Here is a 26,495-nt window from a genome sequence, read left to right as displayed (position 1 = left end):
CTGACCTCTTTAGCGGCTCCCTGTGCCTTAGGAGGTTATTATGGGTAAAAAAATCTACGTTGGAAATCTTTCTTACAATGTTGGCGACCAAGAGTTGGGCGAAACTTTCGCACAATTCGGTAACGTTGAATCTGCACGTGTTATCACTGACCGTGAATCAGGTCGCAGCAAAGGTTTCGGCTTTGTTGAAATGTCTTCTGATGCTGAAGCAAAAACAGCTATCGAAAAATTGAACGGTGCTGACCTTGCTGGTCGTAACATGAACGTTTCTGAAGCGAAACCAATGGCTCCACGTGAAGGTGGCGGTCGTTCTTTCGGTGGTGGAAACCGTGGCGGTGGTCGTGGCTTCGGCGGCGGCGATCGTGGTGGTCGTTCTAACTACTAATTCGCTCTTTTAAATAAGATTGAATACCAAGGGATCTGAGCAATCAGATCCCTTTTTTTTTTGCCTTTTTTAAGTTTGAATACCGATATTCAGACTGCCCACATAGCCGTTCGTGTTGTCTCCAGAAATCGTCGCCATCTGATAAGTCGTGCCGTCGCTAAACACATTATCCGTTGAATAACTGATTCTGGATAAATTTGTTTTACTCAAACTGTAGCTCGCAACATTGTTGTAAACGTTATTCAACGTCGCCATTGGAAAAGTTAACTGCGATGTGCGAACCACATAGTTATCGTCCACTGCTTGCGCGAGGCTTGGATAAATCTCGAAATGAATATGTGTCATGCGCCCGTCATAACACCCTGGAAAGATCGTTGTGAAAGTCACTCTCCCCTGGGTATCGGTTTGCTGCACACCACGCAAATACGTTTCACGCGCAATGCCTGAGCTATACATCGAATAGCCGCCATTGATATTACAATGCCAAACATAAATCGCGTAGCCCGCCAGCGGATCGCAGCTATTGGAAACGTCTTGTAGATTTAAGATCAACGTTAACGGCACGCCGGAAGCGGTAGCGCTGCCCGTATAACTTCCCGCGTTCAGGCTCGAACGAATATCGCTACGAACAATCCCATTCAATCTTAGTACGTTGATGGCGCTATCATCATGGGCGGGATAAGGACCAGCAGTTTCAGACGGAATCACTGCACAAGATCCATTTGTGATGGTCGTCGAATCAGAACTGTCGGCGGCTTGATTTGCTGATACAAAATTCGCAGGTGAACAACCTAGCACTTGCCCTAAGGCCGTTCCGAAAAGGGCTGCGCCGCCATATTTGATTAATTCTCGTCGGGAAAACTTTTTTGACTCCATGAGCTCTCCTTATCCAACTACAACGGTAGCCAAAAGATATGGAGGAACTATGGAGGTGCTTCACCTTGAAACAACTCAAGTCGTTTTTAAATATTTTCGATCAAACCAGAACGAACCAAACGGAAGCGAAGCCGCGAACAAAGCTAAGACAAGTCTTCTTAGCGACCATTTGTTTTCTATAGCAGTCGTCAACAGAGTATAAAAAAACATCAAAAACAAAATTCCGTGAATCATACCCATAATTCTGACTGGCGTTGGATCATGCATGATTGCGCGTGCAGGCATTGCGACAAACATCAAGATCAACAAAGAGCAGCCCTCTAAGAAAGTCAGGAAACGAAAATATTTAAGACGATAAGAAGTACTCATGTGAACCACCTCAACAAAGCACGACCATAAGATAACCACGGCCATGGGATCGCTGATACGACCAACAACAAACTTCCTGCAAACGTGAAGGCTAAGATTTTATATTTCTTTTCTTCTGGGGCGCGTTTCGCTTTGCCTTTTCCCATATGAAAAACACCTAAAGCTAAGATCATTGTCAGCCCATGACGAACGGTCCAAAAGAACAAAACCGGATTTTCCCAAAGCAGATTGAAATCTTTGAATACCGTTTTCGTATAGGGCGAAAGCCCCAACCACAGAGTTAATCCAAACAGCACTTGATAACCAAAGACTTGATCAAATGCCCAGATGAAATGCCCGTCGCTGGCCTTCCATGGTGACCTTAAAAGCCACGCGGCCGTCGCTTTGATCAGGAAATAAATCAGACCAATAAAGACCACCCAGCGGGTCCACGAGTGTACAAGCAACAAGGGTTCATACATGAACGAAAACTCCTTCTTTGGCTGCCGTCTAAAAGTTCGACAGCGAACGCCCCGGGGGACGCTTCTTATTCTTTGCCTGAAAGGCACAAGGCCTGCACTCACAAAAGTTATGAACCTGAAAGCCTTTATTTTGAGTGTGCTCTTCTTCAGCTTGCCCACCATAGCGAGCGCGGAATGGCTTTGCTCTGAAATATTTGAAACGCAACCATCTGCTGCGCAGATTCGCACGGCATTGCTTTCAACACAAGGTACGGATCGCTTGCACTTCCTAAGGCCGTCTTATACCCCCCCGATTGAAATGAACGAATATCCACGCTTAGTTAACGAAAGTTACCAGCATATTGTTGCAATCGATGGTGGCAGCGTTTTATTTCACGGAAATATTTTTGCCGAAGGTTATTTTCGCCAAACACGTTTAGGAAAACCCCAAGCGACAGCGCCTTCGACACAGAGTTTGATCGAAACACAAACGTGGTTTCAGTGGGATGGCGGAAAATTTACGGAACAAAAAACTCTTCCGCAAATAGAACTTCTTCGTCCGTTTATTAAAGATGGCTTCGTGACACTTTATCGCGGTTTAAATCGCGAGCAAGTTCAGCAGATGAAGTCAGCTAAGGCCGGAGCTGCGCAAAGCTTAAACGAGCTTTTTCCGGCGAATCGCGATGCTTTATTTTTTACGCCAGATTACGAATCGGCCCGCAAGTGGTCGAAAGGTTATGTTGCAGAAATCAAAGTCGCGGTTGAAGATTTAAAAAACATCTACACCGGCATTGAATACGACTATGTCGAAGTCGCGATTCCTTCAGGTGACGTCATCCTTAAAGCCCTTCAGACTTTGAAAGTGAAAAAGACTCAAGCTCCGTAATTTTTTAATTTTTGCGTTTGCTGTTTTTCGCAGGCACCGCTTTTTGCTTCTTATACTGCTCATAGAAATGCGCGATGATCATCGCAAGGGCCAAGGCGAGGCTTCCATAAAAAGCAAGCCACGGGTTTTTCTCGGCCTTTACGTGCGCTAAAACTACGCCGTCCTGACGAAATGAATATTCCAGGACAAGTTGCTCGCCTACTTTCACATCTTTCTTATGACAAATAGAGCGTGTTGAGTACTTCGTTCCCGCCACTTCATAATCGTAATGCATCCAGCATGGGCCCTTACCGTCATTCGCAACTTTCACGTCATTAACGATGGCATTCGTGACAAAACCTTCATCCGCGTTTTTAAATTGTCTCAGGCTAATAAAATATCCCACCACCATGAAAATCAGAGCGAGATAAAGACGATAAAATTTCAAACTTTTTAAAAACTTCATTTGCTTGGCGCCGAAATAGAAGGTTCAGAAGGTGGCGGTGTTGCGTTTTGTGCTCTCTGTCCACCGATATAGCCTACAAAGTAAGCAAGGCACCCTATCAGAGCAAAAACCACCCATTTTTTAATGCGACTCATCACTATAGTTTTCATTTTTTTATTTTTAGCCGTTGACAAGAATGCCTGGCAACAGTAATTTTGGTTCTCTTCCGATGCGGGAGTAGCTCAGTTGATAGAGCGATGCCTTGCCAAGGCATAGGTCGCGGGTTTGAGCCCCGTCTCCCGCTCCAATTTTTCTAAATTGGAGTTTCCGCTAGGAAGATTAATTTAAAACTAAAAAACCCCGATAGAAATATCGGGGTTTTTCTTTTTCAGCCCTATCACTTCTTAAAACTTCACTTTTCAATTTTGGGAATAAAAAAAGCCCCGCGATGTGCAGGGCTTTTTGCGAATTCAAATTTGAGTGCGACGATTAGAATGCTTTCGGAAGCAATAAGATCAGGATAACAATCGAGCGAACAACAACCGATTGCAAATTCCAGTTCGCATCTTCCACAGAAGGTGCTGCAACTGTCACATGCACTGTTTGGTTTTCGTTGTGTAGAACTGTCGCTACTTGATCACGCGCAACCACTTGGCTGTCTAGACCCGCACCTGCGAAATACAAATCCACAACTTTACCGCTTTGTGCGTTTACAAGATCCACTTCAGACCATTGCACCGTGTGTTCGTTCGCGATGGTTTTCTTTTTCGCCTCATACTTAGAGAAACGAATAGCCACCAACATCCCACCGAAGATCGTGATCGCAATAGCTGGCGACCAAGCAATCAAAGAAAGATGAAACAAAATCTTTTTAGAGATCAAATCATTAAATAGGAAATCAGAAATAGCCAGGCTACTTCCACCAATCCACACAGCCCACAATAAAATTGTACTAACTGTTTCTATTATCTTGCGCATATGTCACACCACCACGATCGGGAGAAATCCAAGAGCTGAATTGGCGTTTCGGTCCAAACAAAACTTTGGGAATCGCCACGAATAACACAAAACTATTAATCATCCAATAAGCAAACGGATACCAAATTGCGATAAATCCTAAACCCGTTGAACGTTCATAACGTCCATGCAGGAACAGACCCACAACGAACTGAAGAAAACTCATCACGCCCGTTAGCAAAATCGCATAGTTGATACCGACACCGTTTACGCTCTTACCAAAAATGGTAATGCCGATGGTTACCGGCAATAAGAACGCCCACGTGACAGAGAAAATATATTCTAAAAGAATCAAACGCAGACCTGTATCGCGACTCTTCATCACGGATCTGCCGTGTTTCAACACGACTTCAAAACCGCCTTGTGCCCAACGAAGTCTTTGTTTCCACAAACCCTTCAAAGTATCCGGCATCAAGACGTCACAAGTCGCTTTAGGTTCGTATTTCAAAGCCCAACCTGATGTTTGCAACTTCCAGCTGATACCCACGTCTTCAGTCACTGTATCTGTATCCCAGTAACCAACACTTTCAATTGCGGATCTTCTGAACATCACCAACACGCCTGACAACGCGAACAAGCGTCCCAATGTTTGGTGATAACGTTTGATCATACCAACAAGTGCCGAGAACTCTCCGACCTGCAGACGACCTACCAAGGTGCCACGATTTTTTACGCGCGGATTGCCAGTCACACCGGCAACATTTGGATCACGGAAGTGCTCCATCATGATTCGTGGAGCATCGCCAGACAATTCAGAATCGGCATCGATACACAAGATGAACTCGTTACGACTTGCCATTGCACCCAATGTTAAAGCAGCGGCCTTACCACGGTTTTGCACAAGGTTGATCACACGCATGTGAGGACGAGACATCGCCATTTTCTCAAGCACGGCTTGAGTTTTATCGCGACTACCATCGTTGATCGCGATGATTTCGCATTTATCTGCAGGCAAATGATCCAAAGACAGGATCGTTGCTTCCGCCGTTTTTTCTTCATTAAAGCATGGAATCAAGATCGTGTATGGCTGTTCAGAAAATTCTGTAAGCTGAAAGCGTTTGCGTTCTCTTTTGAAGTAGAACACAAATGCGCCCATAATCCACATCATCGGTAATACGAAGGGGATGATGAGGAATAAGAATTTTAGAACCGATGGCAGATAAGCGATTATCATTATTCACCAAGTGAGCACGAGGCCCGTTACTTTTTACTGACAAGTCTGTAATATATTTTATCCATAGCGTCAACAGAGGATAAAGCACCAATTTCACTAGCGAATGGGACTCGTAAACAGATAAATTTTCTTTAATCTCGGAAGGCCTGGGGACCACTTAAAATCGTTGCCGCGCGCTCTACCCTTCATTTGCTCGAAGTTCCTAAGTGGACCTTCTTGGGACGATTTTGGCGCAGCTTGTGAAAAGTTCAGAAGTGCCTAAAAGTGTGACAGCTTGAGACCCCGATTTAGAGCAGCTTCAAAGCCCGCAATGCTTGCTCAAGAGCTTCGCGCTTCCACTCAAGGGTCAGACCTAAAACTTCACTTAAAGGCATCCACTTGAAACTGACAAGTTCTTCAGTGGCTTGGAGTTTGTCGACGTCAATCGCACTACCATCTAAAACAAAATACAGATGCTCTTGTCCTAAGTGTTTCGCGTCGGGAAAAAGATCTTTGGGCCAAATGTAGCGAATGTATTCATGTGTTTGTTGCAACACGGGTGGTAAGGAAATTCCAACTTCTTCGAGCAATTCACGCTCTAAAGTCTGCAGAGGAAGTTCGCCTTTTTCTGCACCACCTTGTGGGATCTGCCAATGCCCGCGATAATTTCTTCTTTCACCAAGAAGAACGTGTTTTGAATCAGCGGACAAAATAATGATAGCGACGCCTTTACGATATGACATAGGCCCATTTTATCTGGGCCCTGCATCGACGTAAAGGTTTGTATTCACGGATTACTTTTTATCGCTCAACAAAAACTCATCTTTAAGAATTTGTAGAAAGCTATCTTGAAATAAAAGCGGCAAACCGTCTCGACGCTGACTAGAGAAACTTTCAGCCTGCGACCCCGCCGCTCTGAAAAAGTGATCCATACCCTCGACCTTACGCAAAGTCAGCGGCGTAGATCGCGTTTTGTTAACCCCAGTCACCATCACCGACAATTCGTCCACTTGTGAGCCAATGAAGTCTGCTGTGCCCACAAAAACTGTCACGGGAACCCGGCTACGCAGCCAGTCTTGCGCGGGATTCACGTCGCCAAGCTGTTGCATATAAGCGGGCGAAACACCGGCAGACTCCCATTCTTCACGAAGAGCATCAGTAACTTCAGGGTGTTCTTGCATGATTTGCTCTGGCGACTTTTTATTTTTATAAAATTCCAAAGCGGCCAATTGTTTTTTCGCCAGGTAGTATTCCAGTTGCAAACCAGAGGCACCACTTAGAATCATTTGCCTGCGTATATTCGCGATATCGTAAGTATACCAATCCGTCGCTAAGGAGCCGATGACACCGACTGATTTTACTGGAACTTTCGCTGCCAAGAATGGAGCGATCACGCCACCAATGCTATGACCAAAAATAGAGATCGAATCTTTTTTCACGAAGGGATAGGATTGCAAAGCTTTGAGTCCCGCAAGATAGCCCGTTACTTCACGTTTAAAATCTTGATCTTCACAACGTGTCCCGACACTGTCGCCCATCCCTGTTTTTTCAACACGCATTGTGACGAAACCCATGCGCGAAACGAACTGAATGATGCGCTCGTAGGCTACGACCTTGGGACCTGTGCCTGAAAAATCTAAAGAATAGCAACCAATACCGCCAACAAGAAGCATGGCCGCGCTGGGAGAAGAAGTTAAAGGTTTTGTCACGATCACGCGCTGAATATCAGAGCCAACTCGCACTGATCCGTAGAGGATTTCATACTCGCTGCTGCTTTCGCGCGGAAGACCGCCCGCTTTGGGTTCGCCCAGCTCGTTGGGAATCGTGGTTGCGAACGCTTGTATGCTTAAAAGTAATCCCAGAACACTCGTCACTAATGAATACATAGAGTCTCCTTACGTTGATAACCGAGATAGCTTGGCAAGATGGGTATATCTGGGAAAAAATTGCTCAATTTATGAAGTTCAATACAAAGCAAAAAGAAATGGTTTAAAATGGCCCGCGAGGACTTAGAGCATGAACTCATTACCAAAATTACAGCGCACACAGCGAAAAGGATTTTTGGATCTTTGGGAAGCCGATATGAATGGCTTCACAGGTGAACTTGAGTGCCGTCTTTCAGGTCTAGAACTTTTGCTGCCACCTTACCCGGTAAAAAAGATCACAGCAGATGGCCAAACCTTTGCCCCTCACGAACAATCGGTTTTGATTTTTAACCAAGTTCCTTCACACACAGAAAAATATTTAGAAGCGACGGCGGCGGTTCGTTCTATCGTGATCGATTCTGAATACGTGAATGGCGTCTGTGAACCTTTAGCGATTTCATCGAAAGACGTTATGTTTCATTCTTTCGAACTTCAGAAAGATCAATACCTCACGAACTTGTTGCAGTTCGCAAGCGATCTTACAAAAACAGTCGAAGATGCGCAATTTTCACTAGATTGTGCATTGACTGAAATTCTTCATACGCTGTTCACACGTCATCAAAATTCTAAATCAGAATTATTTCAGCGCGAAAGTCAGCTTGGCAATTTTCCAAGTGTGGCAACACGAATTAAAAAAGTCATATTCGAAAATATTGAAAATCCAAACTTCGATTTGAATGTTCTGACCAAAGAGGCGGGAATTTCAAAATTTCATCTGATCCGCGTTTTCAAAAAAGAAACGGGATTGTCGCCTGCAAAATACATTATGCAAGCGAAAATGGATCTTGCGAAAATGGCTTTACGCAAGACCAAGAAAAGCGTGCTAACGATTGCAGTAGATCTTGGTTTTAGCGACTTATCGACTTTCAATAAGGCCTTTAAAAAAGCGACGGGTGTTTCTCCCCGTATTTATCGAGCCTCTTAAGGCAGACTCACCAGATCTTTCAATTTAATAATTGCCATCATCTGCTTTCCATTGCGAAGCACCGTCACCTGCACCGCGACGACATCTTTATTTTTTAAATATTCTTTGCTTGTGAGTAAATCCAACGTCGCCGTCTTTTGACCATTAAGTGCGACAATCTGATCTTGCACTCGAATCCCCGCCTGATCCGCAGGACCACCAGGCACAACATCTGCAACCAGAAAGTTTGAATCCCTTTGTGATAGCCACATCCCTGCTCTGTCGAAACTGCGATCTTGTGCCCACGCTTTTGCGGGCATTAAAGTCATGGTCTTACGGGAATAATCAAAAATCAGATTGAACTGACGAAGCAACCCCATACCGAGCGTGCCACCTAAAGCAGGCTCTTGAAACGCAGGCGAGTCTTGCTCCATCATGCGAATCAAAGGATTCGCGAAAGAGCGCTCACCAATTCTGAAATCATCAGCAAAGGCCATTGAAGTTTGCAACGAACCACCAATTCCGTAACCTGTCATTGTTGTCACTTGTGGTAGATATTTATTTTGCAGGGAATTGGCAGTTACAAATTTCTGACTGAGCGTTAAAGACGCGCGATCACCGGTATCGATTAAATACCACGCTGGAATACCACCAATCTGCCCAGAAATGATAGGGGTCGTTCCATACATTTGGAAGGCATGCACAGTGCTTCCGCTTGGTAGTGCTTCTTGAGGTGTTGAAAAATCAGAAAGAGAAATCTGATTTGCTGCCATATCAAGTTTTACGCGATAACGACTGAAGACTTCATAACCCAACAGGCCGTCTAGCCGAGGAAAGCCAATGGCTTGTTGCATGTCACTAAGATCCGCACAGATAAATGAACCTGCTGGAAAATCAGTCTTTGCGAAACTCCAGGAATTCACATCACAATAAGTTGCAAGCACTGGCTTTTGACCGCCACCTTGAATCGTGAATTGATCGTGTTGCGCTAAACCTAATTGCGCTGCGACTTGTGCTGAAAGAATGTTTGTAGCACCCGTATCGAACATCATCGCAAACGGCCCTTTGCCATTGATATAAACCGAAGTGATAAGGCGATTATCCTGAAGCTTAAAGGCTTCAACCCGTGGGCTTGCGAAAGACTTCAACGAAAGAATAAGAATGAATGAAAATAAAAAAGTGGCTCTTTTCATAAGCCACTTTTATAGGATTCAAATAAATTGAACTCGGAATAAATTGCTATTTAGAAGACACGATTGTCATATCAGGGGAAAATTTATGACAATAGAATGAAGGCTTCATAAAGAAGAATAACAAGCGAAATCACAAGAACTGAGAAAAACCAGGTATGCAGGCGTTTTCTAAAAATGAGGGTCATGACTACAAAAAAAGCAGGAATCAAGACCAAAATATCAACCAAATACTCATTAAACATTTTTTAATTTATATAACTCTGTCGCGGCTTCGTCACTTAAAAAATAGAATGCTTAGCCGAATCTTTCAAGACAGGATTTAATTTCCGAATTGGATAAAGGTAAATTACCAATTTTGTCAGTGATAAACGCGCGAAGTGGCTTTTTTCTTATCCAAGGATCTTTCACTCACTCGCCATCACCATGCCATTTTCATTTGATCCCTTGAGTGTTTCAAGGTGATTCAGCGCACAGCACTTGCAATGAATTCTCTTTAGCTCACCACTCACACGTTTACTGAAGGAGAGAAATCATGGGCATCTACATTCCCCAAGTTATCGAACAAACCCCACAAGGCGAACGCACTTACGACGTCTATTCACGACTGCTGAAAGATCGCATTATTATCTTAGGCTCAACCGTGACGGACGAAGTCGCTAATAATTTGATCGCACAGATTTTATTTTTAGAAGTTGATAATCCCGATAAGGATATTCACCTTTACATCAACTCCCCTGGCGGCTCTGTTTCTGCCGGTTTGGCGTTATATGATGTCTTACGCTTCGTAAAGTGCGATATCGCGACGTATTGCTTTGGCCTGGCTGCAAGCATGGGTTCTTTCTTACTTAGCGCTGGCACACCAGGAAAACGTTTTGCGATGCCGAACAGTCGCATCCTGATCCATCAACCACATCTGGGCGAAGGCTCCTTAGGGGGCCAAGTCAGTGATATCGAAATTCACGCGCGCGAGTTGGTTCGTTCTAAAAACAAAATGACTGATCTTTACGCTGAGCATACAGGCAAAGATGTGAAAATTCTTAGAAAACTCATGGAACGCGATCACTATATGAGCGCCGAAGACGCAAAAGAAATGGGGCTGATCGACCACATCATTGCGTCGAGAAAAATTCCAGTGACTGAAAAGAAAATCGCATAATAGAATGCCAGCATTCTGCTTAAAGGAGCGACTCATGGCGAATTCATTTTACGATTTCAATGTTTCAGATATCAAAGGCAACCCAGTTAAGTTGGACCAATACAAAGGCAAGGCCCTTTTAGTTGTGAACGTGGCTTCTAAATGTGGTTTAACGCCGCAATATGAAGGCCTTGAGTCTTTGTACGAAAAATATCATGCGCATGGTTTGGAAGTTCTTGGTTTCCCAGCAAATGAATTCTTGGCGCAAGAGCCAGGTTCAAATTCTGAAATCGAAGAATTCTGCAAGGCAACTTTTGGCGTGAAGTTCCCGATGTTTTCAAAAATCGTTGTTAAAGGCGAAGGTCAACATCCACTTTACAAATATCTGACTGAGACAAAACCGACTGCCGTTAAAAACGCAGACAGCTCTTTGGAAGAAAAATTAGCTGGCATCGGTCAAACTCGTCAGAAGCCAAACGATATTCTTTGGAACTTCGAAAAATTCTTGATCGGCAAAGACGGTCAAGTAATCGGTCGCTTCAATCCAGATCTTGCACCGAACGATGCAAAATTAACGACAGCAATTGAACAAGCTTTGAAATAGTTCTTCGAAAAGCCCTGATCAACGATCGGGGCTTTTTTTATTATCCTTTTGCATCTCAAAAGCAGACTTAAGTGCATACCATCGGAACTCTACCAAATACGTGGGACATTGCCGTTTGCTAAAACAACTCCTGCAAGATTGATATTTATCAGATCCGTCATTCTGCAAAGTCCTTGGTGCTTTTTTTGTTTTATCATAGAAAGCGTCAGGAATTATTGGCAGTCCTTAGAGGGAAGGACATCTTTGAGTCTCTAAAACAAAAGGGCACAACCCCTGAAGGAGTCTAAGATGCAACGTTCTCGTGATAACAACCGCAATGACAGACGCAACTATCGTTCAGAACGTATGAACGAAGAACGCTTTGAACAAGATGAAAATTACAGTCGTGGTGCTGAATCTTATCGCCCGCAAACGGAAGACTCTGGTTATTACACTCATCCGTATAATGACTACAATTCCCGTCGTGATTCAGCTGCGAACCAATACTCTTATCGTGACACTCGCGAAAATTGGGACCCAAATCGTAGAAACTATTACGATCAAGGTCGCACACTTTCAGACACTGGTATCGGCACAGGTTTTAGTTCTGATCGTGCTCCCGCAGAAAGCAATCGCTATCAAGATGCCCAAAGGTCTTCGTCGTCATTTGATCGCGATGCCACTTATGGTTCTTACTACGGGCCCGATGCTGCCCGTGCGGGATCTTTCGGCACTTCAAACTATCGCGATAACGACATGAACTACGGTTCAGACCGTTATGGTTCAGAAAGATATTCGGGGCAGAACTACGGTAGCTCGCAAGGTTATAACCAAGGATCGCGAATCCACGGGGACTCTTATCGAAGTCAACGAGGTATGGGTCGCTTAAGCTACGACCGCGATGAAGATTATTCGTCTGCACAGTCCTATGGCTATGGCACCGACATCGATCGCTTCACAAAACGCTCTTCCGACACCGAAGAAGGCTATGGACGCGATTGGAATGCTTATGATTCGGATCGCATCACCACAGGACCTAACTACGCCGGTCGTGGTCCCAAAGGCTTTACTCGCTCTGACGAACGCATCAAAGAAGAAATCAATGACGCTTTGATGAGACACGCTGGGATTGATGCCAGTGAAATTGAAGTCGACGTCAAAGACGGTGTGGTGACTTTAACTGGGACGGTCCCAGAACGTCGCATGAAACACATGGCAGAAGATATTTCAGAGAAATCTTTTTCTGTAAAAGATGTGACTAATAATATTCGCGTAAAAAAAGAAGACCGTTCGTCATCGTCAATGTCTTCTTCATCCGGAACTTCAACGTCATCATCTGCGGCTTCCAAAAAAGGCGGCAATCCCGCGACAACGGGTTCTGGTCATTAGTACTTTGAGCGGGAGGACTCTACGTCCTCCCCGTTTGAACTCATAGAAAGGATTTTTATGAGATCGAATATCTGGAAAGGCTCTATAAGTTTCGGACTTTTAAATATTCCGGTAACGCTTCAGACCGCGGATCAAGACCGGGACATTCATTTTTCGATGCTTGATAAAAAAGATCTTTCGCGCATCAACTACAAAAAGTTCAACGCGCAAACGGGACGCGAAGTTCCTTATGAGCGTATCGTTAAAGGCTTTGAATATGAAAAAGGTCGTTACGTTTTAGTCGACGAAAACGATTTCAAAAAAGCCAACGTCAAAGCCACACAAACAATCGATATCGAAGATTTCGTCTTACTTTCTGATGTCGATCCCCTGCTCTTTCAAAAACCTTATTACGTGGCTCCGCAAAAAGGTGCGGAAAAAGGATACTTTCTTTTACGAGACGCTTTAAAGAAAACCAAAAAAGTGGCCATCGCCAAAATCGTCATTCGCGTCAAACAACATCTGGTCATGCTGATGCCACGCGATGAATATATCGTCTTAGAAATCCTGCGTTTCGCTCATCAAATCAAAGAAACCGACGATGTTGATTATCTTCGAGAGATCAAAGGAACTCATACTCACTATAATCCGCGCGAATTAAAAATGGCTGAAGAACTGATAGCGGGTATGACAGAAAAGTGGAAGCCCGACAAATACAAGGACACTTATTATAACGATATGATGAAGTTGATCGACGCAAAAGTAAAAGCAGGAAAAGGCCATGAAGTGTTCATGCCAACGAAAGAAGAACGCATCGAACCAACCAGCAACGTGATGGACTTAATGCCGCTCCTTAAGAAAAGTCTTGCGGCAAGCAAAGGAAAATCTTCGGCGACCGAAAAAGCACCTCGAGCCGCTCACAAGAAAAAAGCGGCTTCAAGTTCACGTTCAGCGCGCATGCATTAGTGGAGGATCGCCATGGCTTTGCAGGAATATAATCGCAAACGAGATTTCAAAAAAACCGCTGAACCTAAAGGGGTTCAAGGCAAGAAAGCAAAAGGCAAGGCCCATCACTTAATGTACGTGATTCAAGAACATCATGCGTCCCATCTTCATTATGATTTTCGTTTGGAATGGGATGGTGTTTTGAAAAGCTGGGCCGTACCCAAAGGCCCCAGTCTTGATCCCAAAACCAAACGTCTTGCAGTTGAGGTGGAAGATCATCCCCTTTCTTATGGGAAATTTGAGGGCATCATTCCCGAACATGAATACGGCGGAGGCGAAGTGTTTCTTTGGGACACAGGCACCTGGATTCCAACCAAAGATCCTGTGGAAGGTTTACGTGTCGGTCGCTTGGAATTTGAGCTGAAAGGAAAAAAACTTAAAGGCCAGTGGGTTTTAATTCGCACGGGTCGACCTGGACGCCAAAAACAATGGCTGTTAATCAAGCGCACGGACGCTTACGCTGAAGAAGGCCATGAAGTCGTTCCGCGCAGTGAAGATAAACTTTCAATTAAGAAGAAAACCAGCCGCAAAAAAGCCGCTTCTAAACCCAACGTAAAAAAAAAGCCCGAAGAAAACCACCATCAACAGCCCACGTTCATTGAACCGGAACTTGCACTCTTAGTTGATAAAGCGCCTGAAGGCGATCAATGGATTCATGAGCTCAAGTTTGATGGCTATCGCATGCAAGCGCACCTGATTCATTCACAGGTACAGCTAATCTCGCGATCTGGCAAAGACTGGACTGATAAATTTCCGGCCGTGGTTCAAGCTTTACAAAAACTAACTGTCGATCGAGCTATCATCGATGGCGAAGTTGTTTTACTGGACGAACAAGGACGATCTGATTTTCAGCTGTTGCAAAATGCAATGAAGGCCCACAAAACACAAGCGTTCGTCTATTACGCCTTCGATCTGCTATACTACTCAGGCCAAGATATTCGCGGTTTACCCTTGGAAGAGCGTAAACGTCGCTTAAAAATGATTTTAAAGAAAGCCCCAAAGAACATTCGCTATAGTGATGAATTCGAAGGCTCAGGCAAACAACTTTTAGACCTTGCCTGCAAAAACAAACTTGAAGGTATCATCTCGAAAAATCGTAAAAGCACTTATTTTTCAGGACGAAATTCCAATTGGGTCAAAACCAAATGCACAGAGCAACAAGAGTTCGTGATTGGCGGCTACACCGAAGGCACAGGCTCGCGTTCGCACTTTGGCGCGCTGCTGTTGGGTGTTTATAAAGGCAAAGATCTGCAATACGTTGGCAAAGTAGGAACCGGATTTACTGAGCAATCCCTGCGCGACGTCTTTAAATCTTTAAAGGCGCTAGAAACAAATCAATCCCCGTTCACTAAAAAATCCCCTCGCGGCAAAGGCATTCATTGGGTGAAGCCTAAGTTAAGTGCAGAAATAACTTTCGCACAGTGGACTCACGATGAAGTTTTGCGCGTTCCTGTTTTTCATGGTCTTCGCGAAGACAAACCAACCAAGGATATTGTCATGGAAAAACCCGTGCCCACGAAACGATCCAGTTCGAGCAAAATATCGCAGCCAGTTCACGCAAAAAAATCTGCGAAGGGCGAATTTGATATCGCGATTTCTAGTCCTGATAAAATAATTTATCCCAAAGAAAAGCTGACAAAGATGGATATCGCCGTCTTCTATCAGAAAATAGCAAAACATATTCTGCCGTATTTGGAAGATCGTCCCCTGTCATTGGTTCGCTGTCCAGAGGGCGCTGATAAACAATGTTTCTTTCAGAAACACATCCCTTCCCCTATTCCAGAAACCATGAAGGCAATTCCGATCACGGAAAAATCAGGAAAAAAACTTTATACCAGCATCTTCAACGCTCAAGGCTTAACGACCCTTGTACAAATGGGTGCTTTTGAAATTCACGTCTGGAATTCGCAAGCTGAAAACCTGGAACATCCCGATCAAATCGTGATGGATTTCGATCCAGGCCCGGGAGTCAGCTGGAAAGAGGTCGTCACTGCAGCCCTTGAATTAAAAGATCTTTTAGATCATCTGCGTTTAAAAAGTTTCGTCAAACTCAGCGGCAGCAAAGGTCTTCACGTTCATATTCCTGTGAAGCCTATCTACACATGGGATCAGATCAAAAGCTTTAGCCAAGCACTGGCAGTCCAGATGGAACAAAATAATCCAGATAAATACGTTTCAAAAATGACGAAAAAACTGCGCACAAAAAAAATCTTCGTCGACTACCTTCGAAACGGCAGAGGCGCCACAGCGGTCGTTCCTTATTCACTGCGAGCACGCCCCTTAAGCGGCGTCGCACTTCCCATCGAATGGTCTGACTTAAAAAAAATAAAAGCCGGCAACGAATACTCGCTAGAAAAAGCACAGGCCTATTTAGCAAAACGTAAAAAAGATCCATGGAAAGATTATTTTAAAAGCAGACAAAGAATCCCAGTCTTAGACGCAAGCCTTAAAGGCCACCGCAACGCCGAAGTTGACGCTGAAGAAATTCACCTAACATAAAAGGAGACTCCACTATGTACCCACCAGAAAAACCACCACAAACGCCAACTCCCCCAGGCCCGGTCAAGGAACCCAATAAGGTCCCTGATCCAGACCGTACCCCCCAAGTGCCAGTCAACGAACCAGAACCACTTCCACCAAAACCAATGCTCTAAAAATATTTATTTCTTTAGGAAACTCGGCTCGAAGACAATGCTCGAGTTTCTTCCGGAAAAACTAAATACTTTTTATGGTGCAAAAGCTTCGGGAGGTAGTTCGTTTGATTTTCTGCCTTCGAAGGGCAACTTGTCGGCAAGTACCTCCGCTTCTTGGATTTGAGGTGCAGCTGTGAATAGATCGGATGCTTGAGCCATCAGTTTCGCTGCAACCTTTCCAGCCAGATGCGCTTTGCGACCGCTTTCATCAGGAAAGGCATCGAAGATGGCAAACTCGGCGGGACCGGTTTTTAATGCGAACCATACTGACGTTGCTGGCTCCTCTTCTACTAAATCCAAGGCACTCTTTAAAAAACTTTCGACTTCATTTTCTTTTCCTGGTTTCGCGTATAGCTTCACCATCAGTGCACAGCGGACCATATTTATTCCTTTGTTGGTGTTCCAATTTAGTACAACCGAAGTTACCGCCATAGCCAATGAATGCGATTGGAAATTGCGAAGTCTCAAACTGCGACAACAGTCCGCTTCAAAGCAAAACAGGTGGAACAAAAAACAAATAAATTAACTTTATTTTGTAAACAGACCCTTCTTAAGTCCTGCGAATTTCCGAAGAGTGTTTTGTGCAAAGGTTTTCTAAGCACAAAGCAACTAAGGAGTGCGTATGTTAAAGAAATCAGCAAAAGTATTGATGGCAGCAAGTTTACTAGCGATGGCAGGTCTGACAGGATGTGCGACATATAAATCTTCAGAGCCTCAGGCTTACCATAAGTCACAAGACCCTCGAACGCCGTCTTCTTACGAAGAGCCTGCAAAGGATTGGAAATGGGATATGCGCTCACAGCGCTTTGATTATACAGGTAAACCTTACGTTCAATAAGATTGCCTAGTTACTAACCGAAATTCGACGAAGGCCCATCATAATGATGGGCCTTTTGTTTTTTGGAATACTGTCGATCTGACATTCAATTTCTCAGACGTAGACAAAATCTATCAAAGCCCCTGCATTTTAGAACCACCTCACATGGTCTTTTGGTTGCTAACACAAGACTACGGAGGGTTTTATGTTCGCGAAAATCATCACAGATAAATTTTATTCTGCAAATGGCTTCATGGTTTTATGTTTTTTATTTTTATTGTCTACGGGTTGTTCAAAAAGCAGCCAATTTCCAATCGAATCGACAAGCCAAACTCCTTCATCAGACAACAGTGGCCAAAGCACGACTCCACCAGACGACTCCTCAGGAAGTGGTTCCGGTGGTAGCACACCAGACCCCATCGATAACACTTACAAGATGACAGCCTTGGCGTGGGAAACATCCAGTAAACCTGAGCGCACTCAATGGTCGCTGTATTTGCAAGACATCATCACAAATCAATGGAACTCACTTCTTGCGGGCTCAAGCGATATCACAACGTTCTGTCCAAAATATTATTCATTAGATAACGATCATCGCGCGAATGCGTGGGCTGCACTCTTCGTCGGAGTCGCAAAATTTGAAAGCGCCTGGGACCCAACCACGCGTTTTCACGAGACCACAATGGGCAATGACGACATCACAGGTCTACCCGTTTACTCCGAAGGTCTTTTACAACTTTCTTATCAAGACATTCAAGGATATCCATTTTGCGATTTCAATTGGACGAAAGATAAAAATCTAAGTGCAACGAATCCTAAAAAAGACACTCTTGATCCTTACAAGAATCTTTATTGTGGCGTCGGCATCATGGCTAAAATTATTTCGAAGAAAAATCAGATCACGGTCAGCTCTGGAGCTTATTGGTCTACACTTCGTAGTGGTGGTTCTTATCAACACATCTCTGAAATCGCGGCTATTGTGAAGAAACTTCCTTTCTGCAACTAAAAACCCCGATATTTCTATCGGGGTTCGTTCAGAAAAACTATTCTTCTTTCGTCGTAACACCAAGGTATGCGGCTTTTACTTCCGGACTTGTTAACAATTCCTTCGCGGAACCTTCAAGTCTGACTTTACCTTGCTCTAAAACGTAGGCGCGATCCGCAACTTGTAAAGCACGAAACGCCAACTGTTCAACCAACAAGATACTTGTTTTACGAGCCGCTTTAAGTTTTTCAATAACTGAAAACATCTCGTCAATGATAACAGGCGCTAAACCCATTGACGGCTCATCCAACATCAAAATCTCGGGCTTCAACATCAAAGCACGGCCGATCGCTAACATCTGCTGTTCACCACCGGAAAGAGTTCCGGCTAATTGATCACGGCGCTCTTTCAGACGAGGGAAGATCGCAAATACTTCTTCAATCGTCGCTTCAATTGCAGCTTTCTTTTCTTTTTTCGTGCGCAAGTACGCGCCTAAAAGCAAATTGTCATGCACGCTCTGTTGTGCGAACACACGACGCGCTTCTGGACAATGTGCCAACCCCAAGCCCACACGTTTGTGCGCTGGAATATTGTTCACAGCTTTACCGTGAATAAAAACTTCGCCGGTACGTGGTTGAACTTGCCCTGAAATAGCGCGCAGTAAAGATGTCTTGCCGGCACCATTCGCACCGATCATCGCAACCAGCTCACCCGGTTGCACGTTGATGCTGATGCCTTTAAGCGCTTCGATGCCGCCGTAATTAACGGTTAAGTTTTTTACCTCAAGCATGGGAAGCTCCTTCCGTACCAAGGTAAGCTTGAATCACTTGTGGATTCTTTTGAATTTCTGAAGGCGAACCGGAAGCAATCTTCTTACCGAAATCCAAAACTGTGATTTCATCAGAAATTTGCATCATCATTTCCATGTGATGTTCAATCAACAAGACTGCGATGCCCGCTTCTTTCACTTTACGAATGATCGAATTAAATTCCTGAATTTCTTTTGAAGTTAAACCTGCGGCAGGTTCATCCAACAACAAGATCTTAGGTTGCAACGCCAAAGCACGAGCAATCTCTAAACGGCGAGCTTGACCGTAAGCCAAGTTTTTCGCTTTTTCGAGTGCTAAGTGATCAAGACCTACGAACTCTAGCCATTTATAAGCTTCAGCCAAGTGTCGTTCTTCTTCTTTGCGAACTTGCGGTAAGCCCAACAAAATCGACGCCAATGACGAACGATAATGTTTATGAAGACCTACCATCACGTTATCCAAAACTGTCAGATCACTGAAGAGCTGCAAATTTTGGAAAGTACGCGCCACACCCATATAGGCACGCTGGAATGGCTTCACTTTATTAGACGCTTTACCAAAGATGAACACTTGGCCTTGAGTCGGTTGATACAGACCCGTGATCAAGTTCACAGTCGTCGATTTACCGGAACCATTCGGTCCCATCAGACCGTGGATACTTCCAGGCTTCAATGACATCTCAAGTTTATTCACAGCGATCAGGCCACCGAAACGCATTTCTAATCCGTCAAGTTTCAACGGAATATCTGCGGCTGTTTCAGAAGTGTTGAATTTTAGCTGGACGGCCTTAGCTTCCGCTTTCAACTTTTCAACATCATAGTCTTCTTTAAGAGCTGGGAACCATTTTTCAAAAAGATTTTTAAATAGACCAGCAATACCGTAAGGCAAATAGAACAATGCCAATAGCAACAAGATACCAAAGACCATCAAACGCCAGTCTTTAAACCATGTAAACAGATCCGGCAGAATCACAACCAAAGCCATACCGATGATATTACCCAAGATCGAGCGCACGCCACCAAAGATCAGCGCCATCAATGCAAGGATTGAAAAATCCAAAGTAAATGTATTCGGTGCTACGTAGTTATCCAAATGCACGAACAACGCCCCAGCAAGTCCCGCAATAGCCGCAGACAACACGAATGCCGAAATTTTAAATCTGACACGCGAGATACCGCAGCTTTCTGCCGCAATACTTGAATACTTGATCGCCTCAAACGCACGACCCCAGAAGCTTTTTGAAAGATTCTTTTTAAAGTACATCACCAGAAGCAAACAAGGATACACCAACCAAATAAAGTTGTTTCCATCAAACGAAAAGCCACCCAGCTTTAACGATGACATCTGAATGCCCTTCGTTCCGTTTGTCAGCGCTTCTTGTTCATTGATGATTGTGTGAATGATGCTTCCGTAAGCGATCGTTGTTACCGCCAGATAAGGGCCTGAGGCTTTCAAAGATGGGAAGCCCAACAAGAAACCAAAGAAAGCCGTTACAATCACAGACACGACCAAAGACGCTAAGAACGGCCACTCATAAAACACTTGAATGGTACTGCCGTGATTCGCTTCGGCCGTCGAGTTCAAAATTGCCATCGTATAGGCACCAACGGCAAACAAACCCGCATGACCAATTGAAATATCGCCGATGTATCCAGTCACTAGATCCAACGAGGCAACAAGAATTGTATAGATGATAATACGACCTAAGATCCCGTGAACGTAATATTCATTTTGCACGAAGAACGGCAAAAGTAAGGGAAGAAGGTACAGAAGATATACTAAATACTTCCAGGAATTTTTCTTCATAAGACTTCCCTTTAAACTTTCTTAATTGTCTTCTTACCAAAAAGTCCACTCGGCTTAATCAAGATCACAAGGATCAAGATAATGAAGCCAGGAAGCTCTTTGTAACCAGAGGAAATATAACGAGCGGTTACAAACTCTGAAATACCTAAAATCAAACCACCGACCACCAAGCCAAAGCCTGATTCAAGACCGCCGATGATCGCCACAACGTAAGCTTTCGTGCCCAATGATGTTCCCATCGTTGCCGATACGAATGTCCATGGAGCCACCAAAAGACCACCCACCGTTGCAATTGTTGCACTTAACATGAACGACACTTTAACAACTTGTTGCTGAGGAATCCCCATCAAACTTGCTGTTTCTTTGTCTTCACTGACCGCTTGAATCGCTTTACCGTAGATTGTGTAGCGCTTGAATGCTTCGATACCGAAAACCATCGCTGTTGCAACGACCACGGCAAGAATTTCTTGCGGATAAATACCAGCACCGAAAATGCGAATTGGATCGTCACCTAATGGTGATGGGAAACGATAATCGCCTGTTGACCAGATTTGCTCCACCGCATTTTTGATGATGATACCCATCGCCAATGTCGCTAGAACCCATGTGTATTCTGATTTTAGTTTTAAAGAAGGTTCGACGGCAAACTTGTGAACTACCCAACCGGCAATCACACCTGCCACAAGGACACCGATAATGGGAACCAGGTATGGATAACCTAGTAACTGTCCTGTTGCGCGATCTACGTACAAAGAAAAACCAACAACCCCACCCAACATCAACACGTTCCCTAAAGAGAAGTTGATGGTCTTTGAAGTGGAAAAGGTCAGGTTGTAGCCAAAAGCGATCAGGGCGTAGATCACACCCTGAACGCATCCAGAAACAAGTATCTGTAAAATCTCAGTCATTATTACTTCTTAGTCGGAGTTGTTGCTTGGATCACGATACCGTCTTTCACTTCACCCAACATCACGTTCGTTTCTTTAACCGCTTCGTGATCTGTTGTAGAGAAAGGTTTCGCGTAAGTGCCAGTCACACCTTCGTAAGGAGCATTGAAGTTTTCCAAAGCTTCTTTAATTTTTTTACCTTCAGTTGAATTCGCTTGTTGGATCGCGTTTTTCAACAAGTACATTGAATCGTAACCTTGAGCTGCAGAAACTGCAGAAGCGATTGGCGACTCTTTGAATTTAGCTTTGTAGTCTTCTACGAACTTCTTTTGTTTCGGAGTTGAAGCCGCTTGTTCAATGAATGTTTGAGGCATTTTTGTGCCGTTACCATTTTTACCAGCGTTTGTGATGTAGTTAGACATCGCCAAAGTCCATGAACCGATCATCTCTGGATTCCAACCAATACGTGACATTGAGTTAGAGATCGCTGCCAACTCAGGACCGATACCGTAAACCAAAAGAACGTCAGCACCAGCTGCTTTTGCTTCTTGCAATTGCGCGCTCATGTCTGTGTCTTTCAATTTGAATTTACCAATGTAAACAGGCTTCACGTTCAATGATTTCAAAACGCCTTCCATTTTTTCGCGACCGTTTTGACCGTAGTTCGTGTCATCGCAAAGAAGAGCTGGCTTTTTGTAACCACGTTTCATTGCTTCACCTACGATAACCTTAGATTGAATGTCATCATTCGCAGCAATACGGAATACGTAGTTTTCAGGATTTGTTTTGAACAACTCATTAACTTTCGCCCCCGCGCTCACGTTAATGATCATTGGAACTTTCTTTTGATTTGGATACTGAGTTGAAGCATCCGCAACACCCGTGTTGATTGGACCTAGAACTGCAACAACGTTCTCTTTATCCAAGAACTCTTGCATGATCTGGCCACCACGTTCATTTTTTGCTTCATCATCACGGTCTACCATTTGGATTTTCTTACCCAATACACCGCCAGATGCATTGATTTCATCAATCGCAATTTGCACACCGTTACGCATTGAAACACCCATTGGGGCCGAGCCACCAGTGAATGGACCGAATACGCCAACCTTAATTGTGTCTTCAGATTTTTTTGTACAACCAATTAGAGAAACAGCTAATAGAAAGGAAAGAACGACGCTTAATCTCATGAAGCCTCCTGTTGTGTCTTATTCTTTATATATAAAAGTGTTTTATCGCGTCAGACTAAAGTCAAGATGCCATATTGCCTCACTTCGTCAAATATCGTTCTCCTTATTACATGCACGCAATTACACTCTCACTTCTTGAGCCTGCTGTGAAACTTCACTATCACTAGTCGCTCAAGGAGATCGATATGTTTCGTGCGTTCTTGTTCTCACTTTTAATTCTACCTTCACTTGCACTTGCATCCCCACAAACTCAAGCCCCTCTGTTCGCAAAACTTAAAGGAACTTATAAAGTTTTATCGTGCTACAACTTAGGCGCCCATCACTCTGAAGATGACGTTTGCGACTATGACACCATGGTGGTGCATAACGCCTCTTTTGCGACGTCGATTTATTTTTATAAAGGCGCATGGGGATCGGGCTTTGTTCGCTCTTATGGTTTTCCTTCCAACATGAATGAGCGCGAAAGTGGCGTCTATGAAGAGGGCGAAACTTATGCATCTTTTAAACGTGACGAGTATGACTACAGGGAGGAAACAATTGTCGAAGAACTTTCTGCTCCGTACTTTTTGTTTTCTCGCACACAATCAAGCCGCTCGTACAATACGCAGGATCGCTTCGAAATCACCTTAGAGAAAATTTCTGATGAATCACCCGATTTACCACCGATCCCAGGCGACGATATGCCGGATTGATTTTATAGCGTCGTTTTAAAACGGCGCCAGCTTACAAAAGCCGCGAGCACCGCCATCGCGGCCAAAATCAAAGTGTCGTAAATCAACAAATGAGTATCGCCGCCCTTCAAGCTGATATTCCTTAAAATCTCAATAAAATAAGTCAGCGGGTTGATATAAGAAAAAATGCGTACCGCCCAAGGCATGTTTTCCACCGGGAAGACTAAACCTGACAACAGCATGGCTGGAAAAAGAAAACAAAATCCGCCCATCATCGACTGCTGCTGATTTTTTGCGATCGTTGAAATCAACAAACCAATACCCACCGTGCAACACACAAATACGGTCGAAGAAAAGATCAGCCACAAAAAACTTCCGCGCATAGGAAGGTCAAAAAAGAAAATCGCCACCGCGATAATTAATGGAATATTACTGATCCCCAAAAGCACAAAGGGAACTGTCTTTCCCAACAAAACTTCTTCTGGCAAGACCGGAGCAGAGATCAAAGTTTCAAACGTCCCCGCTTCTTTTTCTTTTGTGATCGACATGCTGGTTAAAAGAATTGTGATCAAACACACCAGCATGCTCATCACCCCAGGGATCAGAAAGTATGCTGACTTCAGCGCGGGATTGTACAAGACCCGCACATCAAAATTGATGGGCGGCTGAAATGGATGGAGCGAGGCTGTGACTGCTTGAAAATAACGCTCAATACTTTGCCCGCGTGTGACGTTAACCGCGTTGACCAATAATTGAAGTTGTCCCCTACCTCGCTCGATCGCCTTATCAAGACCACCGGGCGGCGCCACCATGACGGCATCTGCATCATTGCTCTTCACTTGTTCAAATGGATCATTGGATGAAACCTTCGCTGGCACAAACCACCCCGAGGCAATGCATTCACGATAAATAGTTTGCAGACTTGAATCCGAGGGTGAACCCACGACACTTAGTTTTATGTTACGCGCTTCAGTTGAAAGCGCTAAGCCAAACACAGTCAGCTGCACACACGGAGCTAAAAACAATAACATGCGCATACGCGGATCACGCAAAGTTTGCAGAAGCTCTTTTTTGATAAAACCTAAAAGAGTCTTCATGGCTCAACATCCTTTTTAAATTTCTTTGTCGCAAGCAGGATCATAACTGTTAACAATAAACACATGACTCCTAGAAGTGGTAAGACATCGAAAAATCCTGAGCCTTGCAAAAAGACCCTGCGGCTTAAAGCGATGAACCAGCGCGCTGGTAAAATCATCGTTAAGTAATAAAAAAAATCCGGCATATGTTCGTTGGGAAAAATAAATCCCGATAACAAAATTGTTGGCAACAATCCCGTCAACATCGCTATCTGCATACTGAGTTGTTGCTTTCTTGTGACGACGGAAATCAACAAGCCCTGCGCTAGATAAGTACAAATAAAAATCACGCAAGCCATAATATAGGCAATAAAACTTCCACGAAATGGAACGGCAAAGACCAACTGCGATAATATGAAAACAAAAAATACCGAAGCAATACCTAACACCCCATAAGGCATAAGTTTTCCTAAGATAATTTCAATAGGTCGGACCGGTGTGCCCAACAAGAGCTCCATCGATCCATTTTCCCACTCTCGCGCGACCGTTAATGCCGTCAGCAGAATTGATAACAAAGCAATCACCACGGCCGTTAACCCCGGAACAACAAACCAGCGACTGTTCAATTCCGGATTAAAAAGAAAACGCGTTTTTACATCAATGGCAGAGGCTGTCGGCAGAACAGAAGCAATCGCGGCCGATGAAGTCCCAGCAACACCGAATTCTTTTTGATTAGCACGCAGCTGAATATTACCAAGATATCCCAGAACGGAACCCGCTGAGCTGCTATCTGTGCCATCAACCAGAATCTGCACATCGCTACCACTAAAGACGCGCAGATCTTTGGCGTAAGTCGGAGGAATAATTATGGCTGCTCGCGCGACACCTTCATCGACCATTTGCAACGCGGGCCCTGGTCCTAAAACATATCTTGGCAAAAAATAATTGGAGCTTGAAAAAGTCCGAATCAACTCGCGCGACTGAACTGATTTATTTGCATCAAAGACCGCAATAGGTATCTTATCCAGATTGAATTCAATCGCTAAGCCAAAAAACAGAACCATCACAACAGGCATGCCCAAAGCCATCGCCAGTGTGAAAGGATCACGCACAATATGAAAGACTTCTTTTTGGGCGATTGCAAAGATAGATGAGTTCATGAAGGGACTGCCTGTTCTTTCCCCTCGACTTCAGCAATAAACACTTCCTCAAGATGAACTTCGCCGGGTTGTTTTTCAGGGAAATTCTTTTTCTTTAAGTTCTCAGGCGTGTCTAAGGCGATTAATTGCCCTTCCTTCATAAGAGCGATGCGCCCGCACTGTTCGGCTTCATCCATATAGTGAGTCGTCACGAACACGGTCTTACCGTTACCAGCCACTTCGCGAATGAGCTGCCAAAAACGTTGGCGATACGCGGGACTTACACCGGCTGTGGGTTCATCTAAAAAAACAACTTCAGGATCGTGAAGCAAAGCTGCCACAAGACTCATCTGTTGCTTCACCCCGCCCGGCAGATCGCGAACCATACTGCTGCCCGACTGTTGAAAACGAATGAACTTTAATAATCGCTCTTTGTTTTCTTTAAATTTCTGCTCGTCTAATTTTCGTAAGGACGCTGCGAAAGATAAGTTTTCATCAACCGTCATATCGTCATACAAAGTGAACTTCTGTGACATATAGCCGACCGACTGCTTCACCTTTAACGGGTCATCAGCGACTCGCGTACCGCAAACAAAGGCCTCGCCTTCGCTGGGAATTAATAAACCACAAAGTACGCGGATGGTTGTGGTTTTCCCTGCGCCGTTCGCCCCAAGAAAGCCAAAGATCTCTCCTTGTTCGACCGAAAAAGAAATGTCCTTCACGGCGTAAAAGTCACCAAACTTCACGGAAAGATTTTTG

The 26,495-nt window shown here is 44.3% G+C and carries 29 protein-coding genes and 1 tRNA gene; 13 read left to right on the top strand and 17 right to left on the bottom strand.

Annotation, left to right across the window (positions count from 1 at the left end; all coding sequences use genetic code 11):
• The first annotated feature begins 40 nt into the window (after positions 1 to 40).
• The gene (locus tag DOE51_RS08990) at positions 41 to 385 is read left to right on the top strand and encodes an RNA-binding protein (protein ID WP_142696196.1); all 345 of its coding nucleotides are present in this window, start codon (positions 41 to 43) and stop codon (positions 383 to 385) included.
• A gap of 69 nt (positions 386 to 454) precedes the next feature.
• On the opposite strand, the gene DOE51_RS08985 is transcribed toward DOE51_RS08990, so the two are convergent.
• From DOE51_RS08985 to DOE51_RS08975, 3 genes are all read right to left on the bottom strand, one after another.
• Positions 455 to 1,261, bottom strand: coding sequence for an intradiol ring-cleavage dioxygenase (locus DOE51_RS08985; RefSeq protein WP_142696195.1), 807 nt, complete (start codon positions 1,259 to 1,261; stop codon positions 455 to 457).
• A gap of 75 nt (positions 1,262 to 1,336) precedes the next feature.
• Positions 1,337 to 1,630: a DUF3817 domain-containing protein gene (locus DOE51_RS08980; RefSeq protein WP_168196417.1), complete on the bottom strand. Its 294-nt coding sequence runs from the start codon at positions 1,628 to 1,630 to the stop codon at positions 1,337 to 1,339.
• Positions 1,627 to 2,091 carry a hypothetical protein gene (locus tag DOE51_RS08975; RefSeq protein WP_142696193.1) on the bottom strand — a complete coding sequence of 155 codons (465 nt, stop codon included), beginning with the start codon at positions 2,089 to 2,091 and terminating at the stop codon, positions 1,627 to 1,629. The genes DOE51_RS08980 and DOE51_RS08975 overlap by 4 nt, the downstream gene beginning before the upstream one ends.
• A gap of 109 nt (positions 2,092 to 2,200) precedes the next feature.
• On the opposite strand from DOE51_RS08975, the gene DOE51_RS08970 reads away from it, so the two are divergent.
• Positions 2,201 to 2,956, top strand: coding sequence for a hypothetical protein (locus DOE51_RS08970; RefSeq protein ID WP_142696192.1), 756 nt, complete (start codon positions 2,201 to 2,203; stop codon positions 2,954 to 2,956).
• A gap of 4 nt (positions 2,957 to 2,960) precedes the next feature.
• On the opposite strand, the gene DOE51_RS08965 is transcribed toward DOE51_RS08970, so the two are convergent.
• Positions 2,961 to 3,401 (bottom strand): hypothetical protein, encoded by a 441-nt coding sequence (locus DOE51_RS08965; protein ID WP_142696191.1) that lies wholly within the window; start codon positions 3,399 to 3,401, stop codon positions 2,961 to 2,963.
• A gap of 210 nt (positions 3,402 to 3,611) precedes the next feature.
• Here DOE51_RS08965 and DOE51_RS08960 point away from each other — a divergent pair.
• Positions 3,612 to 3,687, top strand: a tRNA-Gly gene (locus tag DOE51_RS08960).
• A gap of 182 nt (positions 3,688 to 3,869) precedes the next feature.
• On the opposite strand, the gene DOE51_RS08955 is transcribed toward DOE51_RS08960, so the two are convergent.
• From DOE51_RS08955 to DOE51_RS08940, 4 genes are all read right to left on the bottom strand, one after another.
• The gene (locus DOE51_RS08955; RefSeq protein WP_142696190.1) at positions 3,870 to 4,358 is read right to left on the bottom strand and encodes a hypothetical protein; all 489 of its coding nucleotides are present in this window, start codon (positions 4,356 to 4,358) and stop codon (positions 3,870 to 3,872) included.
• A complete protein-coding gene (pgaC, locus tag DOE51_RS08950) occupies positions 4,333 to 5,571 on the bottom strand; it encodes a poly-beta-1,6-N-acetyl-D-glucosamine synthase (RefSeq protein ID WP_142696189.1) in 1,239 nt (412 codons plus the stop codon). Before pgaC ends, DOE51_RS08955 begins: the two co-directional genes overlap by 26 nt.
• Positions 5,572 to 5,858: 287 nt before the next feature.
• Positions 5,859 to 6,293 (bottom strand): NUDIX domain-containing protein, encoded by a 435-nt coding sequence (locus tag DOE51_RS08945; RefSeq protein WP_142696188.1) that lies wholly within the window; start codon positions 6,291 to 6,293, stop codon positions 5,859 to 5,861.
• A 51-nt stretch (positions 6,294 to 6,344) separates the two neighbouring features.
• Complete coding sequence (locus DOE51_RS08940; RefSeq protein ID WP_142696187.1) at positions 6,345 to 7,436, bottom strand: alpha/beta fold hydrolase; 1,092 nt, start codon at positions 7,434 to 7,436, stop codon at positions 6,345 to 6,347.
• A 130-nt stretch (positions 7,437 to 7,566) separates the two neighbouring features.
• On the opposite strand from DOE51_RS08940, the gene DOE51_RS08935 reads away from it, so the two are divergent.
• The gene (locus DOE51_RS08935; protein ID WP_142696186.1) at positions 7,567 to 8,400 is read left to right on the top strand and encodes a helix-turn-helix domain-containing protein; all 834 of its coding nucleotides are present in this window, start codon (positions 7,567 to 7,569) and stop codon (positions 8,398 to 8,400) included.
• Here the strand turns inward: DOE51_RS08935 and DOE51_RS08930 are convergent.
• Positions 8,397 to 9,572, bottom strand: a complete 1,176-nt coding sequence (locus DOE51_RS08930) for an aspartyl protease family protein (protein ID WP_142696185.1) — start codon at positions 9,570 to 9,572, stop codon at positions 8,397 to 8,399. The genes DOE51_RS08935 and DOE51_RS08930 overlap by 4 nt on opposite strands.
• A gap of 532 nt (positions 9,573 to 10,104) precedes the next feature.
• Between DOE51_RS08930 and DOE51_RS08925 the strand changes: the two genes are divergently transcribed.
• The 6 genes from DOE51_RS08925 (at position 10,105) to DOE51_RS19170 (ending at position 16,317) form a co-directional block, all read left to right on the top strand.
• Positions 10,105 to 10,728, top strand: a complete 624-nt coding sequence (locus DOE51_RS08925) for an ATP-dependent Clp protease proteolytic subunit (protein WP_142696184.1) — start codon at positions 10,105 to 10,107, stop codon at positions 10,726 to 10,728.
• A 34-nt stretch (positions 10,729 to 10,762) separates the two neighbouring features.
• Positions 10,763 to 11,311 (top strand): glutathione peroxidase, encoded by a 549-nt coding sequence (locus DOE51_RS08920; RefSeq protein ID WP_142696183.1) that lies wholly within the window; start codon positions 10,763 to 10,765, stop codon positions 11,309 to 11,311.
• Between the two features lie 288 nt (positions 11,312 to 11,599).
• Positions 11,600 to 12,679 (top strand): BON domain-containing protein, encoded by a 1,080-nt coding sequence (locus DOE51_RS19290; RefSeq protein ID WP_246845518.1) that lies wholly within the window; start codon positions 11,600 to 11,602, stop codon positions 12,677 to 12,679.
• 57 nt (positions 12,680 to 12,736) lie between these two features.
• Positions 12,737 to 13,624 (top strand): Ku protein, encoded by an 888-nt coding sequence (locus DOE51_RS08910; protein WP_142696182.1) that lies wholly within the window; start codon positions 12,737 to 12,739, stop codon positions 13,622 to 13,624.
• Positions 13,625 to 13,636: 12 nt separating this feature from the next.
• Positions 13,637 to 16,162 carry a DNA ligase D gene (gene ligD, locus DOE51_RS08905; RefSeq protein WP_142696181.1) on the top strand — a complete coding sequence of 842 codons (2,526 nt, stop codon included), beginning with the start codon at positions 13,637 to 13,639 and terminating at the stop codon, positions 16,160 to 16,162.
• A 14-nt stretch (positions 16,163 to 16,176) separates the two neighbouring features.
• The gene (locus tag DOE51_RS19170) at positions 16,177 to 16,317 is read left to right on the top strand and encodes a hypothetical protein (protein WP_168196416.1); all 141 of its coding nucleotides are present in this window, start codon (positions 16,177 to 16,179) and stop codon (positions 16,315 to 16,317) included.
• A 72-nt stretch (positions 16,318 to 16,389) separates the two neighbouring features.
• Here DOE51_RS19170 and DOE51_RS08900 read toward each other — a convergent pair whose 3' ends face one another.
• Positions 16,390 to 16,737 carry a putative quinol monooxygenase gene (locus tag DOE51_RS08900; RefSeq protein WP_142698236.1) on the bottom strand — a complete coding sequence of 116 codons (348 nt, stop codon included), beginning with the start codon at positions 16,735 to 16,737 and terminating at the stop codon, positions 16,390 to 16,392.
• 241 nt (positions 16,738 to 16,978) lie between these two features.
• On the opposite strand from DOE51_RS08900, the gene DOE51_RS08895 reads away from it, so the two are divergent.
• Together DOE51_RS08895 and DOE51_RS08890 are read left to right on the top strand one after the other, a co-directional pair.
• Positions 16,979 to 17,194: a hypothetical protein gene (locus tag DOE51_RS08895; protein WP_142696180.1), complete on the top strand. Its 216-nt coding sequence runs from the start codon at positions 16,979 to 16,981 to the stop codon at positions 17,192 to 17,194.
• A 184-nt stretch (positions 17,195 to 17,378) separates the two neighbouring features.
• Positions 17,379 to 18,179 carry a hypothetical protein gene (locus tag DOE51_RS08890; RefSeq protein WP_142696179.1) on the top strand — a complete coding sequence of 267 codons (801 nt, stop codon included), beginning with the start codon at positions 17,379 to 17,381 and terminating at the stop codon, positions 18,177 to 18,179.
• A 37-nt stretch (positions 18,180 to 18,216) separates the two neighbouring features.
• On the opposite strand, the gene DOE51_RS08885 is transcribed toward DOE51_RS08890, so the two are convergent.
• Genes DOE51_RS08885 through DOE51_RS08870 form a run of 4 tightly spaced genes read right to left on the bottom strand, consistent with a single transcriptional unit; the run spans position 18,217 to position 22,850 of the window.
• Complete coding sequence (locus tag DOE51_RS08885; RefSeq protein WP_142696178.1) at positions 18,217 to 18,948, bottom strand: ABC transporter ATP-binding protein; 732 nt, start codon at positions 18,946 to 18,948, stop codon at positions 18,217 to 18,219.
• Positions 18,941 to 20,773 (bottom strand): ATP-binding cassette domain-containing protein, encoded by a 1,833-nt coding sequence (locus DOE51_RS08880; RefSeq protein WP_142696177.1) that lies wholly within the window; start codon positions 20,771 to 20,773, stop codon positions 18,941 to 18,943. The genes DOE51_RS08885 and DOE51_RS08880 overlap by 8 nt, the downstream gene beginning before the upstream one ends.
• Positions 20,774 to 20,784: 11 nt before the next feature.
• Positions 20,785 to 21,681 carry a branched-chain amino acid ABC transporter permease gene (locus DOE51_RS08875; protein WP_142696176.1) on the bottom strand — a complete coding sequence of 299 codons (897 nt, stop codon included), beginning with the start codon at positions 21,679 to 21,681 and terminating at the stop codon, positions 20,785 to 20,787.
• Between the two features lie 2 nt (positions 21,682 to 21,683).
• Entirely contained in the window at positions 21,684 to 22,850 is a 1,167-nt protein-coding gene (locus DOE51_RS08870) for an ABC transporter substrate-binding protein (RefSeq protein WP_142696175.1), read from the bottom strand.
• Positions 22,851 to 23,035: 185 nt separating this feature from the next.
• Between DOE51_RS08870 and DOE51_RS08865 the strand changes: the two genes are divergently transcribed.
• A complete protein-coding gene (locus DOE51_RS08865; protein ID WP_142696174.1) occupies positions 23,036 to 23,542 on the top strand; it encodes a hypothetical protein in 507 nt (168 codons plus the stop codon).
• 2 nt (positions 23,543 to 23,544) lie between these two features.
• On the opposite strand, the gene DOE51_RS08860 is transcribed toward DOE51_RS08865, so the two are convergent.
• Genes DOE51_RS08860 through DOE51_RS08850 form a run of 3 tightly spaced genes read right to left on the bottom strand, consistent with a single transcriptional unit; the run spans position 23,545 to position 26,482 of the window.
• Entirely contained in the window at positions 23,545 to 24,618 is a 1,074-nt protein-coding gene (locus tag DOE51_RS08860; protein WP_142696173.1) for an ABC transporter permease, read from the bottom strand.
• Positions 24,615 to 25,757, bottom strand: coding sequence for an ABC transporter permease (locus DOE51_RS08855; RefSeq protein WP_142696172.1), 1,143 nt, complete (start codon positions 25,755 to 25,757; stop codon positions 24,615 to 24,617). Before DOE51_RS08855 ends, DOE51_RS08860 begins: the two co-directional genes overlap by 4 nt.
• The gene (locus DOE51_RS08850; RefSeq protein ID WP_246845516.1) at positions 25,754 to 26,482 is read right to left on the bottom strand and encodes an ABC transporter ATP-binding protein; all 729 of its coding nucleotides are present in this window, start codon (positions 26,480 to 26,482) and stop codon (positions 25,754 to 25,756) included. Before DOE51_RS08850 ends, DOE51_RS08855 begins: the two co-directional genes overlap by 4 nt.
• Positions 26,483 to 26,495: the final 13 nt, after the last annotated feature.

It is taken from the genome of Bdellovibrio sp. NC01, assembly GCF_006874625.1.
Taxonomy (GTDB): Bacteria; Bdellovibrionota; Bdellovibrionia; order Bdellovibrionales; family Bdellovibrionaceae; genus Bdellovibrio.
The sequence above is the reverse complement of the archived record's forward strand: the minus strand, read 5'-3'. Positions and strand labels throughout refer to the sequence as shown.